General features: G+C 56.8%; 12 protein-coding genes. 6 read left to right on the top strand and 6 right to left on the bottom strand.

What is annotated here, in order from left to right:
• The first annotated feature begins 30 nt into the window (after positions 1 to 30).
• The 5 genes from BMZ01_RS04145 to BMZ01_RS04125 all read left to right on the top strand — a co-directional run bounded on the left by BMZ01_RS04145 (position 31) and on the right by BMZ01_RS04125 (position 5,439).
• Complete coding sequence (locus BMZ01_RS04145; protein WP_092284765.1) at positions 31 to 1,224, top strand: metallophosphoesterase family protein; 1,194 nt, start codon at positions 31 to 33, stop codon at positions 1,222 to 1,224.
• A gap of 2 nt (positions 1,225 to 1,226) precedes the next feature.
• Positions 1,227 to 3,926: an AAA family ATPase gene (locus BMZ01_RS04140; RefSeq protein WP_092284763.1), complete on the top strand. Its 2,700-nt coding sequence runs from the start codon at positions 1,227 to 1,229 to the stop codon at positions 3,924 to 3,926.
• 17 nt (positions 3,927 to 3,943) lie between these two features.
• Complete coding sequence (locus BMZ01_RS04135; RefSeq protein ID WP_177180057.1) at positions 3,944 to 4,807, top strand: LD-carboxypeptidase; 864 nt, start codon at positions 3,944 to 3,946, stop codon at positions 4,805 to 4,807.
• A 148-nt stretch (positions 4,808 to 4,955) separates the two neighbouring features.
• Positions 4,956 to 5,177, top strand: coding sequence for a PspC domain-containing protein (locus BMZ01_RS04130; protein ID WP_244887584.1), 222 nt, complete (start codon positions 4,956 to 4,958; stop codon positions 5,175 to 5,177).
• 52 nt (positions 5,178 to 5,229) lie between these two features.
• Positions 5,230 to 5,439: a PspC domain-containing protein gene (locus BMZ01_RS04125; RefSeq protein WP_092284758.1), complete on the top strand. Its 210-nt coding sequence runs from the start codon at positions 5,230 to 5,232 to the stop codon at positions 5,437 to 5,439.
• A 51-nt stretch (positions 5,440 to 5,490) separates the two neighbouring features.
• On the opposite strand, the gene BMZ01_RS04120 is transcribed toward BMZ01_RS04125, so the two are convergent.
• The 6 genes from BMZ01_RS04120 to BMZ01_RS04090 form a co-directional block, all read right to left on the bottom strand.
• On the bottom strand, positions 5,491 to 6,513 hold the full coding sequence (locus BMZ01_RS04120; RefSeq protein WP_177180056.1) for an ABC transporter ATP-binding protein: 1,023 nt from the start codon (positions 6,511 to 6,513) through the stop codon (positions 5,491 to 5,493).
• On the bottom strand, positions 6,513 to 7,976 hold the full coding sequence (locus tag BMZ01_RS04115) for an ABC transporter permease (RefSeq protein ID WP_218140937.1): 1,464 nt from the start codon (positions 7,974 to 7,976) through the stop codon (positions 6,513 to 6,515). The genes BMZ01_RS04120 and BMZ01_RS04115 overlap by 1 nt, the downstream gene beginning before the upstream one ends.
• A gap of 114 nt (positions 7,977 to 8,090) precedes the next feature.
• Complete coding sequence (locus BMZ01_RS04110) at positions 8,091 to 9,203, bottom strand: iron ABC transporter substrate-binding protein (RefSeq protein ID WP_177180055.1); 1,113 nt, start codon at positions 9,201 to 9,203, stop codon at positions 8,091 to 8,093.
• Positions 9,204 to 9,539: 336 nt separating this feature from the next.
• A complete protein-coding gene (locus BMZ01_RS04105; RefSeq protein WP_092284754.1) occupies positions 9,540 to 10,640 on the bottom strand; it encodes a class II histone deacetylase in 1,101 nt (366 codons plus the stop codon).
• A gap of 561 nt (positions 10,641 to 11,201) precedes the next feature.
• Positions 11,202 to 12,380 carry an ABC transporter permease gene (locus BMZ01_RS04095; RefSeq protein ID WP_092284750.1) on the bottom strand — a complete coding sequence of 393 codons (1,179 nt, stop codon included), beginning with the start codon at positions 12,378 to 12,380 and terminating at the stop codon, positions 11,202 to 11,204.
• Entirely contained in the window at positions 12,373 to 13,296 is a 924-nt protein-coding gene (locus BMZ01_RS04090; RefSeq protein WP_092284748.1) for an ABC transporter ATP-binding protein, read from the bottom strand. Before BMZ01_RS04090 ends, BMZ01_RS04095 begins: the two co-directional genes overlap by 8 nt.
• Positions 13,297 to 13,797: 501 nt before the next feature.
• On the opposite strand from BMZ01_RS04090, the gene BMZ01_RS04085 reads away from it, so the two are divergent.
• On the top strand, positions 13,798 to 14,075 hold a 278-nt coding region (locus BMZ01_RS04085), incomplete at its 3' end, for a hypothetical protein (RefSeq protein ID WP_143067440.1).

Raw genomic sequence — 14,075 nt, 5'->3', positions numbered from 1 at the left:
AACACCTGCAGGAGGTGAACACCCAAGACTATGACTAGCCCTAATTATCAAGATGCTGTCCACCATGTGCGCTTCCTGCACACTTCTGACCTACAAATCGGCAAGACTCTTGCCTACCTAGGCGATGATGGACAAGCCCGATTCAACGAGGCCCGCTTGGATGCAATTGAGGCTTTAGGCAAAGTCGCAGTTGATCAGCAGTGTTCCTTTATTGTCATCGCCGGAGATGTGTTCGAGAAGAATCGTCTATCTGCTCGGGTGTTGAACCGCGCTAAAGAAGCCTTAAACAAGCTGGAAATACCGGTGTATTTATTGCCCGGCAATCACGACCCTTTAACCGCGGACAGCATCTTCTATAAAACCGAAGATCTTGAAAAAATACACGTCATTAGCGACTCTCAGCCCATTGAGATCTCTCAGGACGTGGAACTCATTGGTGCCCCGCTACGCAGCATCCGGGCACCGCATGACCTCGTCAATGAGGTACTAGAAGACCTCGAACCGACAGATACTATCCGCATTATGGCGGGCCATGGCCCCACCCAAAGCTTCGGCGAAGATTCCCCGGAACGCATTGACATGGTCAAGGTCAGCGAGGCTTTGGATCAAGGCGTGATTGACTACCTCGCCTTAGGCGATACGCACTCTGCTCAACCCGTGGAAGCAAAAAAACGCGCCTGGTATTCCGGTGCCCCGGAAGTCACCGATTTCCACAATAAATGTGGTGGCCGGGATGGCGGTGAGAATAATTCCGGCAACGTGCTGGTAGTGGATATTTATAAAAACGATGCCACCGATGCGGTTGTGGAAGTACAGGAGATCCCGGTGGGAACCTGGACTTTTGAGGAAATCGACGCGAACCTCACCACCGCTTATGACGTGGATCGGTTCTTAGAAAGGCTACGCAGCTACCCCGAAAAAGCCCGCACCGCTATTCGCTACTCCCTCCAAGGCAGCTTGCCGATCGCGGAATATGCGCGCCTACATGGGGTGATCGAAGAATTGGAAAGCACCTTCGCCAGCTTGCAGGTGCATAAGCGCTACCACGACCTGCGTATTGCACCAAGCGAAGAAGAAATCAGCCAGCTGGAGCTAGGCGCAGTGGCTCAAGCAGCGGTCAAGGAATTACAAGAACTTGCTGACACCGACGCCGCCGAAAGTGAAGCTGCCCGAGATGCGTTGAACTTGCTCTTTCGTCTGAGCTCTTCTTCGGAAGGACACTAAGCATGATTATTCACCGTTTGGAAATAAAGAATGTCCGCGGCATCAAGCACCTTGTCCTCGATGACCTGCCAGAAGAAGGCATTGTGCTCATCACTGGCGAAAACGAGTCCGGCAAGTCCTCCATTCAAGATGCTTTCAGGGCGCTGATTAATGACTTTCACGGCAGTGCCAAAAAAGATGTGAAGAGCCTGCAGAGTCGTAGCCCAGGGGCGGGGCAAGAAAGCCCGGAGATGGCGCTGGATGCCACCATGGGCGAATATCGTGTGCAGCTGAGGAAAAAATTCCTGCGGGGAGCAAGCTCAGAGCTCACCATAACTCCCTTAGATGGTGGTCCCGCACGCACCGCAACCGGCCGTGATTCCGATGACCAATTCAAGGAACTATTGGAAAAACACACCGACGAAAATCTGCGGGAGGCGCTCTTCGTACGCCAAGAAGATGTGGCAAATCAGATTGCCGCATCAGGAATTCTTTGCGTCACCCAAGCTTTAGCGGCACAAAGCCACGTTGCCCCGGATGCCGATAGCGAGGACCTGAAGCTTGCGTTTAGCGATGAGCTGATGCAGAGGGTCACGGAAGAGTACAAGAAGTACTACACCGCGAAAACAGGTGCCGAAAATAGCACCTTCAAGGGATATCGGAAACAACTCGAAGATGCTATTGACCAGCGTATTCAATGCGAAAACAAGGTGAAGAGCCTTGATAATGCCCTGCGAGTGATTGAGAAAAACGAGCCAGCGATTCAAGAGCTCATCGCCGGAAAACCGGAGCTTGAAGCACGCCGCAAAGCTCTTGAAGAAGCTGTCCAGAAGTGCGCCGCGGTCGCTGCAGAAGCTGAGAAGGCCAAGGAAAAGTTCACTCAACGTTCCGCGGATTTCCAGCGCGCCAAGAAGGACTTCGATGATCGCCTCGCCTTGAAGCAAGACCTGAAGAAGCGCGAAGAAGCACTTCAGGCTAAAAAAGCTGAGCTAGAAAAGCTTAATGAGGATTCAGAGAAGTTTCTTGCCCAACAGCAGGCCTTAGAAAAGGCCCTCAGTGAGGCGAAAGATAAAACCACGCAGGCAGATGACAAACTTCGCCAAGCCCGGCGAAATAACCACCGTGCCGAACTGGTCGTGCGCCACGCTGATCTGCACAGCGTGGTCACTAAAGCCAATGATCTCGATACCCAGCGCAAGAACCTGAAGGTTCCGGCAACCCAGATCGAAGCTGAGGATCTGGATGCCCTCACTGAGGCCCAACAAAACCTCAGCATCCAGCAGCACTATCACGCCATGAGTAGTGCGCGTCTGGATATTCGAGGCCCGCAGGGCAGCAGGGTGCGCGTCGATGGCGAAGCGCGCGAACTCCTCGAAGATAACACTGAGGTGCTGCTACGTGAGGGCACCAGCGTCGAGCTTGGGGATTTCCACCTCACCTATCGCGCTGGCCGCGATAAAGATGGCAATGCCTTGGGGGATTCCCGCGAAGAGCTCGAGAAAGCCGAACGCAGTTTCGCTGACCTGCTAGAAAAATACGGGGTCTCGGATCTTGCTGGCGCCCGCGAAGCACATCGCGCCTACCGCGAGTACCAAGATCAAAGCAGCAGCTTGGACCAAAGGATCAAAGATATTCTGCCGGCGGGCAGCACTCTTGATGAGCTCAGCCAAGAGCTGGCGCAACTCACAGCCCAACTGTCCGAAGGCGAGGATCTCGCAGGCGCACACCTTGACCTAGATAAGAGCCGCGCTTTACGTGATCAAGCTTCCCAAGAGCTAGAAGAAGCAGACAAGGCAGCTGAAGAAGCAACCCAAGGCCGCGAAGATGCCCAAAAAGCTCTCGATGATTTGATGGCCAGCTCTGAGCAAGAAGCCCGCGTCCGTGCCCAAGCCGAGGTGGATACCCTCAGCAGCGCCTTGGAAGAAGAACAGGAACGCGCAGCGCTGAAGGAAAAAGAAATCCCGCTAAGCCAATTAGAGGAAAACTCTAAGGACGCTGCCTTAGCCATGGAAGCGGCTAAAACCCTCTGGGAGGAAGCCGAGAAGCAGCGTGATGCCGCTGACCTCACCGGCACGTCCGAACAGCTGAAGGCTGCGGAAAACAAGCTAAAGAATCGTCAACATCGCCAAGAGAAGCTGGAGGAACAACTCTACGAAGCCCGTGGCGTGATTTCCACTGGTGAAGGTGACCAGGAAGTCCTGGAAGCCGCGCGGGTAGAAGAAGATCGCGCTCGCGCTGCCTTGGAAGATATTGAAGCCAAGGCATCAGCGGTCAAACTACTTTATGAGGTGCTCACGAAGTATTATGGCCAGGCCCGTGATGCCTATGCAGCACCTTTCCAGGCGCGCTTTAATGAGCTTGCTCGCTTGGTATTCGGCAAGGACGTCGACTTCCACCTTGATCAAGCACTCATGGCCGCGGAACGCACCCTAAATAACACCACCTTCGAGATCGCAGACCTCTCCGGTGGGGCGAAGGAACAGATCGCCCTATTAGAGCGGCTGACTGTGGCCATGCTCATCGAGGAAAAAGATCGCGTCCCCATGTTCATCGATGATGCCTTGGGTAATACCGATGCCCAGCGCCTAGAAAGCATGGCGTTGGCTTTGAACAAGGTAGGGGAGAAGCGACAGATCTTTGTGCTGACCTGCTTCCCGGAACGCTTCGATGCTGTGAGTGCGGAAAAAACTGTGAACATGGGTGATGTTTCCCGCATAGGCTAAGAAGCATGATCCATCTGGTGGCTACCTCTAACTTGTTGGCGCCTGCTGAACGCAGCAGCGTCACCACGTTAGTGGCCGCACTCTCAGCCCGCGGCTATCGTGTCACCCAAGCACAGCTTTTTAGCAACCACGAGCACACTGCCTCACCGGCTACCCAGCGGAGCACGGAGATCCTCCGTGCTCTTCAAGCCGGGAAGGTAGTGCTCGATCTTTCCGGCGGAAACTATGCCAACGAGGTGCTTGAGCTGCTCATCCCAGCGCTACCGGAATCCCCCTTCCCAACGATCATGGGTTATTCGGATCTCACGAGCGTGCTGGTCCCCGTCGCCGCGCAGCGTCCCACCATCTGGTACCAAGCCCGCCACGCCACTTATCCCACCGGCCGCACCGAAGCTTTCTTCGACCTTCTCGCCGGCAGAAACCAGCAGCTACTCGAACCCCACGTCTACCAGCTTCGCGGCCCGCAGCACCCAGTAGAAGGCGTGCTGATCGGCGGGAATCTGCGTTGCCTGCTCAAGCTTGCCGGCACACCTTATTTCCCGGATCTCCGCAGTAAGATCCTTTTTCTCGAAGCCCGTAGCTCCGACCCCGCCGCGCTTATCCCGCAACTTGCGCAACTCCAGCACATGCGGGTCCTCGAACAGGCCCGAGCCCTGCTTCTTGGCACATTCACTACCTTCGAAAAACACCACGACCTCGCAGAGCTGCTCACAATCTTCAACCGCTTTGTGCCGAAGCATGTGCCCATCTTCCGAAGCGATGAGCTCGGCCATGCCCCCGACACCGCTGGTATTGCCCTGGGCGCTCGTTATCGTCTCGATGGAGACCACCTCAGATTACTCGAAGATATCTGCTTAATCCCAGGTCCATCAGGGTTTTAGGGCCATTGCTCTGGGGGAAAGCTCAGGGTGATTTTCGGGGTCAGTCCCGATGTTCTTTTGCGTCCTGCCGCGCAGACTTGAAGTAGATCGAAAAACACACTTCAGCTTCAGCAGATCGCGGGAGATGAAAGAAAGGACCCCCGTCACCATGTCGACCATCGCCTACGCTCCGGTTCATAGCTCCGCACACGCCGGTATTCTTCACCGCTCGCGCCGGGACTTCTTGGTTGCAGGTGTTCTCGGCGGGATCGCAGAAACCTATGGTTGGAATTCCAACCTCCTGCGCATGGCTTTCATCCTGAGCTTCCTCATCCCCGGGCCCCAGGCCATTCTCTACTTCTTCGCCTGGTACTTCATGCCCGAGGCCTAAAATCCTCACGATATCCTGAACCTAACTCACCCAAAAAAGGAGAACATCAGACATGTCGCTCAATGATTACAACGCTTACCCACAGCGTCGTCTGCACCGCTCTCGCTCTAACCGCATGATTGCCGGTATTTGCGGCGGTCTAGCCGAAACTTATGGTTGGGATGCCACCTTGGTGCGTATCGCGGTCCTTCTGTCCTGTCTCTTACCCGGACCGCAGGCCCTCATCTACTTCATCGCCTGGTTCATCATCCCCAAAGACTAAACCCAAAACGAAGCTCGCCTTCCCTGCAAGTAACAGAGAAGGCGAGTTCTGCTATTCAGCCACAATATGCAGCGCCTGCAGCGGCGCCACCGGCACCGTCTCCCCGACACCATAACTCGGTGCCCCAATCACCATCGCTTCTATCGCAGCACCATCACCCAACCTCAGGTGATAGGTCGTCGCATGCCCCACATAGGACACCCCCTCCACCTCTGCAGCAACCCCAGAAACTCCCACTGCCACCTGCTCCGGCCGCACCACCGCCAGTGCCTGCTCGCCCACCCCGGCAGAAGCAGAAGCCTGCTCGATCACACCTAAACCAGAATCCCAACCACCATCAGCGCGGCGTTTCACCGGCAAGGTTGCGCAGGTACCCACGAAGTTCGCCACCCAGGCATTCTGGGGGCGCGCATAGAGCTCCTGTGGTCGTGCGCATTGCACTACCTTCCCGGAATCTAAGACCGCCACATAATCAGCCATGGATAAAGCTTCATCCTGATCATGGGTCACCAGCACCGAGGTGGTCCCCGCAGCCTTCAAAATAGCGGCCACATCGGTCCTTAAACGCCCCCGCAGCCCCGCGTCCAAAGCCGCATAGGGTTCATCCAATAACACCAAATCTGGGTTCGGTGCTAAGGCTCGTGCCAAAGCCACGCGCGCTGCTTGACCACCAGAAAGCGCCGCCGGGGAGCGATCCGCTAATTCCGCGATACCCGCTAGTTCCAATAGCTCGCGCACCCGAGGCCCGCGTCGTTCTGCCCGCGGTAGTCCAAAGCCCACATTCCCACTCACATTAAGGTGCGGGAAGAGTGCGGCGTCTTGGGGCACCAACCCCACCCGACGTTTCTCCGGTGGTACTCCCACCAGGTTGCGTTCCCCCAGCTCCACGCTGCCTTCACTTGCCGGCAATAGCCCAGCAAGTACCCGCAATAGAGTGGTTTTGCCACACCCAGAAGGCCCTAAGACTGCCACCAAACCACCGGCGGGAACATCCAGATCCACCCCATCTAGGACCATCCGCCCGCGCCCATATCCGGCCTTCAATCCTCGGATACGGAGTTCGCCACCAGCCATTACTTTTCTCCTCTATCAGAACTATCAGCATCCAAAGATCCGGAGGAATCTCGCGCCAACACCAAAGCCGGCACCGCCGCTACCAACACCAAAGCAACGCCATAAGGTGCAGCATCACTAAAGGCGACAATATCGGTGAGCTGCCACAACCTGGTCGCCAGCGTATCGGTCCCGGTAGGCCGCAACATCAACGTCGCCGGCAATTCCTTCATCACCGTTAACGCCACCAACAAAGCACCGGCAGCAATCCCCGGCCACGCAATCCGTCCGGTCACGGTCAACCAGGTTTGAATAGGGGAGCGCCCCAAGGTTCGGGAGGCATCCTCCAAAGACAAAGGCACCTGCTCCAACGCCGAGCGCGCGGAACCCAAAGACTTCGGGGCGAAGAGCAACCCATAGGCCAGCACCATCAAGGTCAGCGTTTGATAGAGCGAGGGCACGACCTTCAAGGACATGTACACCATGGACAGACCCAGCACGATGCCCGGCAACCCATGGCCCACATACACAGCAGTCTCTAAGATCACTGCGGATCGTGTCCGCCACCTGGCCGCCAAAATGGCCACCGGCAGCGCCACCACAATTGCCACCAAGGCCCCCGCAAATCCGAGGAACACCGTGGTTTTCGCTGCACCCAGTAGCCGCGCCCACTCCACGCCACCACCAGCAATGCCTTGAGTAGAACGCCATAGCAGCAATCCCACCGGTACTCCCACTGCACATACAGCCATCCCGGCCAGCATGATCATGGTCGGCACCCGCCCGGTCCGCACCGTGGAGCTCGCGCGCCCATGCCCGGATTTTTGCACCATCACCGGTCGGCGCACGGCGCGTTCCACCGCAATCACAACCAACGCCATGGCCACCAAAAGCACCGAAAGCAGCATCGCTAATTCGCGATTAAAACTGCCACCAAAGGCGCGTTCAATAGAGGGCGTTAGCGTGCGGAAGCGCATAATAGCTACCACCCCAAATTCACTGATGGTATAAAGCCCCACCAATAGCGCCCCGGAGGCGGCAGCCGGCGCGATTTGCGGCATAGTCATGGTGAAAAAGGCTTGCGCCGGCCCACGCCCCAGGGTGCGCGCCACATCCTCAGCCCGAGTATCTGCTCGCCGCAGCGCCGCGGCGGTCGGTAAGGTCACATAGGGGGAGGTGACCAGCACCAACACAAAAAGTGATCCCCAAAAGCCACGCAGCGGAATCATCACAGCCCAGGCCAGACCAGCCACATAGGAGGGCACCGCCAGCGGCAAGGCTGCTAACACCCACCAGAGTTTGCGCAGCGGCAGATCCATGCGCACCAGCGCAAAGGCGGTGGGCACCCCAACCAACAAGGACCCCAGGATCGCGCTCACAGTGAGCATCACCGTATTGATCGCCGCGGTTTTGGTCTGTGGGCGTGCGAGCGCCGCCAGCATTCGTTCAGTGGGGGCCACAATGGCTTCACTGAATAAAAACACTAGCGGCGTCGCCACCATCGCCACGGCAATGACCGAGGCGACCAGCAGAATAGGATGAGGCCCGACACGCGTAGGCGCGCCGGACCGAGTCCGTAGCTTCATAAAGCGCGTTGTTTAGGAGGCGCTCAAGCCAGCTTCATCGATGAGGGCAACGGTGCCCTTGACATCACCGAGCTTGGAGAGATCAACATCCGGAACCTTCATGGAATCCATGGAGGGCACGCCCTCGGGGGTTTCGATGCCATCAACCAGCGGGAATTCGAAGGTCTTGGTGGTGAAGTAGGTCTGGCCTTCCTTGGAGAGCAAGTACTTCACAAAGTCCATCGCCTTGGGATCATTCTCGGCCTTCTTCAGGATGCCTACACCGGTGGAGTTCACCAGTGCAGCCAGGTCCCCATCAGCACCGTACTTCAGCTGTGCACGAAGGTTCTCGCCACCGCGTTCCTTGGCGGCACGGAACCAGTAGTAGTGGTTAATGAAGCCCATTTGGACTTCACCCTTTTCGACAGCCTCAAGCACGTGGGTGTTCTTTTCGTAGAACTTCGGCTCATTGGCGGCCAGCTTCTGCAGCCATTCCTTGGTGAAGTCATCGCCCTTATCGACGCGCATGGCGCTCACGAAGGCAATGAAGGAGGCGTTACCCGGTGCAACACCGGTTTGGCCCTTCCACTTCGGATCAACCATCTCTTCGATGGTGTCGGGGGCATCAGCCTCGGAGACTTGCTCCTTGTCATAGGCAACAACGCGCGCACGGCCGGTGATGCCCACCCACGTCTTATCGTCGCCGGAGAAGCCTGCCGGAACCATCTTCAGTACATCATCCGGCAAGGTGACCAGCATGTCCTGATCAGAAAGCAGACCCAACGCGCCAGCTTCCTGCGAGAAGAACACATCCGCCGGTGAACTCTCGCCTTCGGTCAGAATCAACTGTGCCTGATCCGGGGTCTTGCCGTAACGCACATCGACGTCATAGTCGACGGTCTTGCGGAAATCTTCGATCAGCGGATCAACGAGCTTCTCGCTACGTCCGGAGTAGATAACCAGCTTCCCATCGGATGCTTCCTCGGTTTCCTTGGCCTCCGACTTCTCAGACTTCTCAGCAGCCTCGGTTTTAGTGGTCGTGGTGCTGGATTCCGAGGCGGACTCGGAGTTCGAACAACCAACAACCATCAGCGACGTTCCAGCAAGCGCCAGAGCGGCCGCAGTGATCTTTTTCTTCAGTGACATATATACCTCTTGAAAGAAGGGGCGTGGGATCTGAAGCAGCACAGAGCACTGCATCAACACTTAAGGCTAGCCAACCCTCGTACCACCGGGGGTAGCCTAACCGAAATTACTTAAGAGTCCTGACCCCCAACTATGCACTTTTCCCCGCATTAGTGCAGGGGTCATACCCGCCCTGTACATCGAAAAACCTCAGCATCACCGCACCCCGCCGCCGCCCTCCCAACCCGTCCCAGGAGCCCCCGCTCACCACAGGGTTATCGGGGGTAACGCTTCCTCGAGATCGAGTCACGCGCGGCACATTCCAACCCCCCAGCAGGTGCCCGGGGTTCACCGCGGCTAGTACTCTTTGGGCGCGAGTAGTTCGGCGGCACGCTCCACTTCAACACGCTGGTGCTCATAGAGATCATCCACGCCCTGTGGATCCAACATCTCTGCAAAAGGATCCCCAAACCCACTGCTGTGCCCGGTCAGTACCTCCAATACACCCAGCCCACAGATGGGCACATAATGCGGGCAATAACCCCCTTCTTGGCAGAACACCACCTTGCCACCACACACTTCATCAGCCACCGCCATCAACGACTCCGTCAATGCGTTAAACCCCCGCTGCGTGAGCATCTGCCGGGCCAACGGATCCATCGCCGCAGCATCAAAACCACTGGCCACCATAATTAACTCCGGTTTGAAGCGTCGCAATGCCGGCACCACCACGGTGTCCATCGCTAGCTCGTACACCTTATTTCCACTTCCCGGCGGAAGCGGAATATTCAGGGCACCCGGATGTGTGGTCCGATACCCAGATTCCGGCGGGTAGCACAGGTGCTGATGCAGCGAAATGGTTAATACCTCTGGCTCATCCCACCAGATCGCTTCTGTGCCATTGCCGTGGTGCACATCCCAATCAACCACCGCTACCCGCTGTATCCCAAGCTTTTCGCGGGCATAAGCAATCGCCACCGAGACATTATTGAAAAGGCAGAACCCCATCCCTTGGCCCGCCTCAGCGTGGTGACCCGGCGGATTAATAAGCGCATAGGCGCAATCCACCTCCCCCTCTACTACCGCCTTGGTGGCCCGCATGGCCCCACCAGCAGCCAAGGCGGCAATATGAAATCCATTCTTACCCAAAGGCGTGGCCCCATCCCCGGCATCCCCACCCTTCGCTAGCGTCGATTGATCCTTAATGCGCTGCACATATTCCGCGGTGTGCACCCTTAATAGATCCTCATCGCTGGCCGCGGTGGCCTGCATAAAGGTGAGGTGTTCTTTAAGGGCCGAGACTTGGACTGCTTCATGAAAGCGGCGCTTAGTGTCCGGATGCGCTACGTGGTGCGCAATGGGTTGTAAGCCCGCAAGGGGATCGGCCGGGCTGAACCCACCACTGCCAGTATCAACCCACCCATAGAGGGAGTCCCAGAGATATCCAACGGTTCGCATGATTCCTCCTAATGTGACCTGTGTAACAGAATCCCAGGTCTTAGGGCAAGGAGGTGCGGGAAGGCTTCAGTGCTTAAATCAACGCAGCCAGATCTACAATGTCCCATTTCTTGTTGGAATCTAGTGCTGCAGCAACCTGCGCCATATTAGTGTTTGATTGCCACAGAGTTTTGGAATCTTGAGATGAGATGGTCAGTACGCAAAGCTTGGTGCCCTTGGACCCCTGACCAGGAAAACCCACTGGGACGACCACGTATTCCTCACCGTTTTCAAAGTGGCGAGTGTGTCTCCGAATGCGGGGAGGATGACTGGCAGTGTGCGAACACCTAGGCGTTCCATAAGTTTGGCGCGCTCCCCATCGTGATTGAGCCAAGAGCAGAATAACTGCGCAATTGCCCCGCGCGCATGATAGTCGCGCTCCTGCTTCTCATTCATGGTTTGCGCCCCTCGCTTTCTCAATCTCGGGTTGTAAGCAACCACGTGCGGCAAAGTTTTCCCCGAGACTACCGCCATCCTTGGCGCGGGCGGCGGGCGGCGGGTCTCGGGGAAAGCTTAAAAGGGTTAGGAGAGTGCTTCGCGTAGCTTCATGCGTCCGCCGGAGTGCAGGACAGCGCGGCGGTAGATGCGTGCGCCGAGGAAGAGGACAGCGAGGATCGAGAGGATGAGAACTAAGTAACCTGCACCGATGAGCCAGAGTGGGGCAAGGTTCTTGGCCAAGAGCATGGGCATGACGAAGGGGGTGAACAGCGGAATCAGAGCGAGCACCGTGACTAATGGGGTGAGCTCGGACTGGTTTTGGACGAGGAATATGGCGAGGTAGAAACCGGCCATGGGGATGAAGGTCATAGGCATGGAGATGGCGCCGATGTCTTCCTGGCGGGAGACCAGTGAGGCGAGTGCGGCCCAGAGCACTGAGTTGAGGATCAGGGCGAGTAATCCCCAGACCAAAACGTGCAGGCCGAGCGGGATATCGAAGCCTTCGAGGAGGTTGGGTTGCCCGAGGATGCGTGGGCCTAAGGAGAAGGCAGCACCGTAGAGGAGGAGCTGTAAGAAGGCTAGGGAAGTGATGCCGATAATTTTGCCGGCGAGGAGCTGGACTGGGCGGATGGTGGAGAGGAGCACTTCGACCACGCGGGAGGATTTTTCTTCCACGACGCTCATGGCCAGCATGGATCCGGCGACGATGATGGTGAAGAAAACCAGTGTGATCATGGGGGTGACCGTGAAGGTTCGGGCGGTGGTGGCGGCGTCCTCGGTTTCTAGGGTGCGTACCTCTAGTTGCGCGCCAGTGAGGGTTTCTTTGGCCTGGGCGGGGTCAGCGCCGAGGGAGCTGAGCAGCGTATTGAAGCTGTAATTCTGTGCCGCAGTGGAAATGAGGGACTGTTCGGTGGCCGAAAGCTGATGCTCTGTGAGGACGGTGGCGGGGTTGAGGCTTTGGATATACGCATCGATATCCTCAGTTTTGAGCTGCTCTACGGCGGTGCTTTCGTTGAGCTCTACGAGGTTGAGTTCAGCGCCGAGTTGGGTGGCGGTGTCGTGCAGTTCATCTTGGAGGACCATGGCTTCTGGGGCGACGCCGAGGTGCACAGTTGAGGTATCATCAGCGTTTTTGCTGAGCCAGCTGATGAAGAACATTCCGCCGATGATGAGCAAGAAGGTCACCGCAATTGATATCAGCGTGGCTTTTTTGAAGAAGCTGACTTTGAACTCTCTGCGGGCGATCAGAAGTACATCATGCATGGTGGCCTCCGTGGGGTGTGGAGATGGCTTCGCGGTAGAGCTCGGTGAGCGGGGGATAGTAGTTGCTGATCTCTTGGAGGGCGCCGGCTTGAGTTGCGGCGGCGAGCAGTTGGGCGCGAAGTTCTTGGTCGTGGCTGGGGAGGGAAACGCGGGCGGTGTTGCCACCAGGTTCTATGACGGTGATGGTGGCGGGGAGATGCTGCGTCCAGTCGGGAAGAGCGTTGAGAAGTCGGATATCCACGACCTGTTGATCGTGTTGGCGCAGGTTGGGGATGGTATCGCAGGCCACCATCTGGCCTTCCCGGATGATGCCGACGCGGTCACACAGCCGCTCGACCAGGTCGAGTTGGTGCGAGGAAAAGATGACGGGCACGCCTTCTGCGGCGCGTTCTTTGAGGACATCGCTCATGACATTCACGGCGATGGGGTCTAGGCCGGAGAAGGGTTCATCTAAGACGAGGACATCGGGGTTATGGACTAGGGCGGCAGCTAGTTGTACGCGCTGCTGGTTACCGAGGGAGAGCTTTTGGACCTCCTCGTCGCGACGGGAATCTACGCCAAGACGTTCGGTCCAATACTCCATGGACTTGGTGGCGCTGGATTTGTCTTCACCGTGGAGTTGAGCGAGGTAGATGAGTTGCTCGCCGACTTTCATTTTGGGGTAGAGGCCGCGTTCTTCTGGCATGTATCCCACGCGGCGACGGGTCTTGAGATCAAGGGGTTTTCCATCGAAGGTGACTTCTCCGGTGTCGGCTGCGAGGACGCCGAGGATGATCCTCATGGCGGTGGTTTTGCCGGCTCCATTGGATCCGACGAAACCGAAGATTTCACCGGCTTTCACCTGGAAGGATACGTTTGAGAGGGCCTTGAGCGAGCCGAAGCTTTTCTCTAGCCCGTGGATAACAAGGTCGGGCATGAGTCTCCAATCTCGGGGGTTGTGTGCGGGTTGTTGGGCGTTGTTGTGCGTGGGCTGGGCGTGAGTTGTTGTGTGTGGGGAAGGCTCGGGTTGATCGTTTTAACGGGGAAGTGAAACCGATAATAGCGAAGGTATGGGGCGCGGGTTTGAGGGGTTTGTGGGGTGATGTGTGGGGTACGGGTGCGAGGTATCGAACATGGGTGGGTTATCGCTGATAGTAGCGATTCAGCGGGGCGGGTGAAAGCCCGTGTTCGATTAGCATGAAAGGCATTGTGGGACGCTTGATTAGCGCCATGATTGAGCATGTGTAGCGCCCTGGAAAGTAGTGTTCACCAGCCGGTTTACCGTAGCAGGGGTAATTGTGGGGGTGGGGTGGAAAATAGTTTGCCCACACCCCTAGACAACCCCGGTGTGTGCTATTAACATAGAGGACACAGCAAGACACATATGCGATTAAAAAGATCGCACGTAGTAGTAGTAGTAATTTTTCGGGGGATCATCATGGCAGATACCTGCACCCAGCTTAAGGTGATTGACACACCTTTTTGGGCTAACACCCACCCGGATGATCCCGTGTGCCACATGACTGTGCGGATCAACAAGGAAATCTATTCCACCTTAAAAAAGGTTCTCCCTAAAGGCACCGACAACTACGAAACCTCCATTACCCGACTCGCCGCCCGGCTAGGCAAAACCACCTACAAAGTAGAACAAGCCTTCAAAGGCGTTGGCGTCATGTGGATCCTGCCGAACCTAGAAAAACAACTCCTCCACCTAGG

Origin of the sequence: Corynebacterium spheniscorum, from assembly GCF_900113445.1 — a bacterium.
Taxonomy (GTDB): domain Bacteria; phylum Actinomycetota; class Actinomycetes; order Mycobacteriales; family Mycobacteriaceae; genus Corynebacterium; species Corynebacterium spheniscorum.
This window is presented reverse-complemented; position numbering and strand designations above follow the sequence as displayed.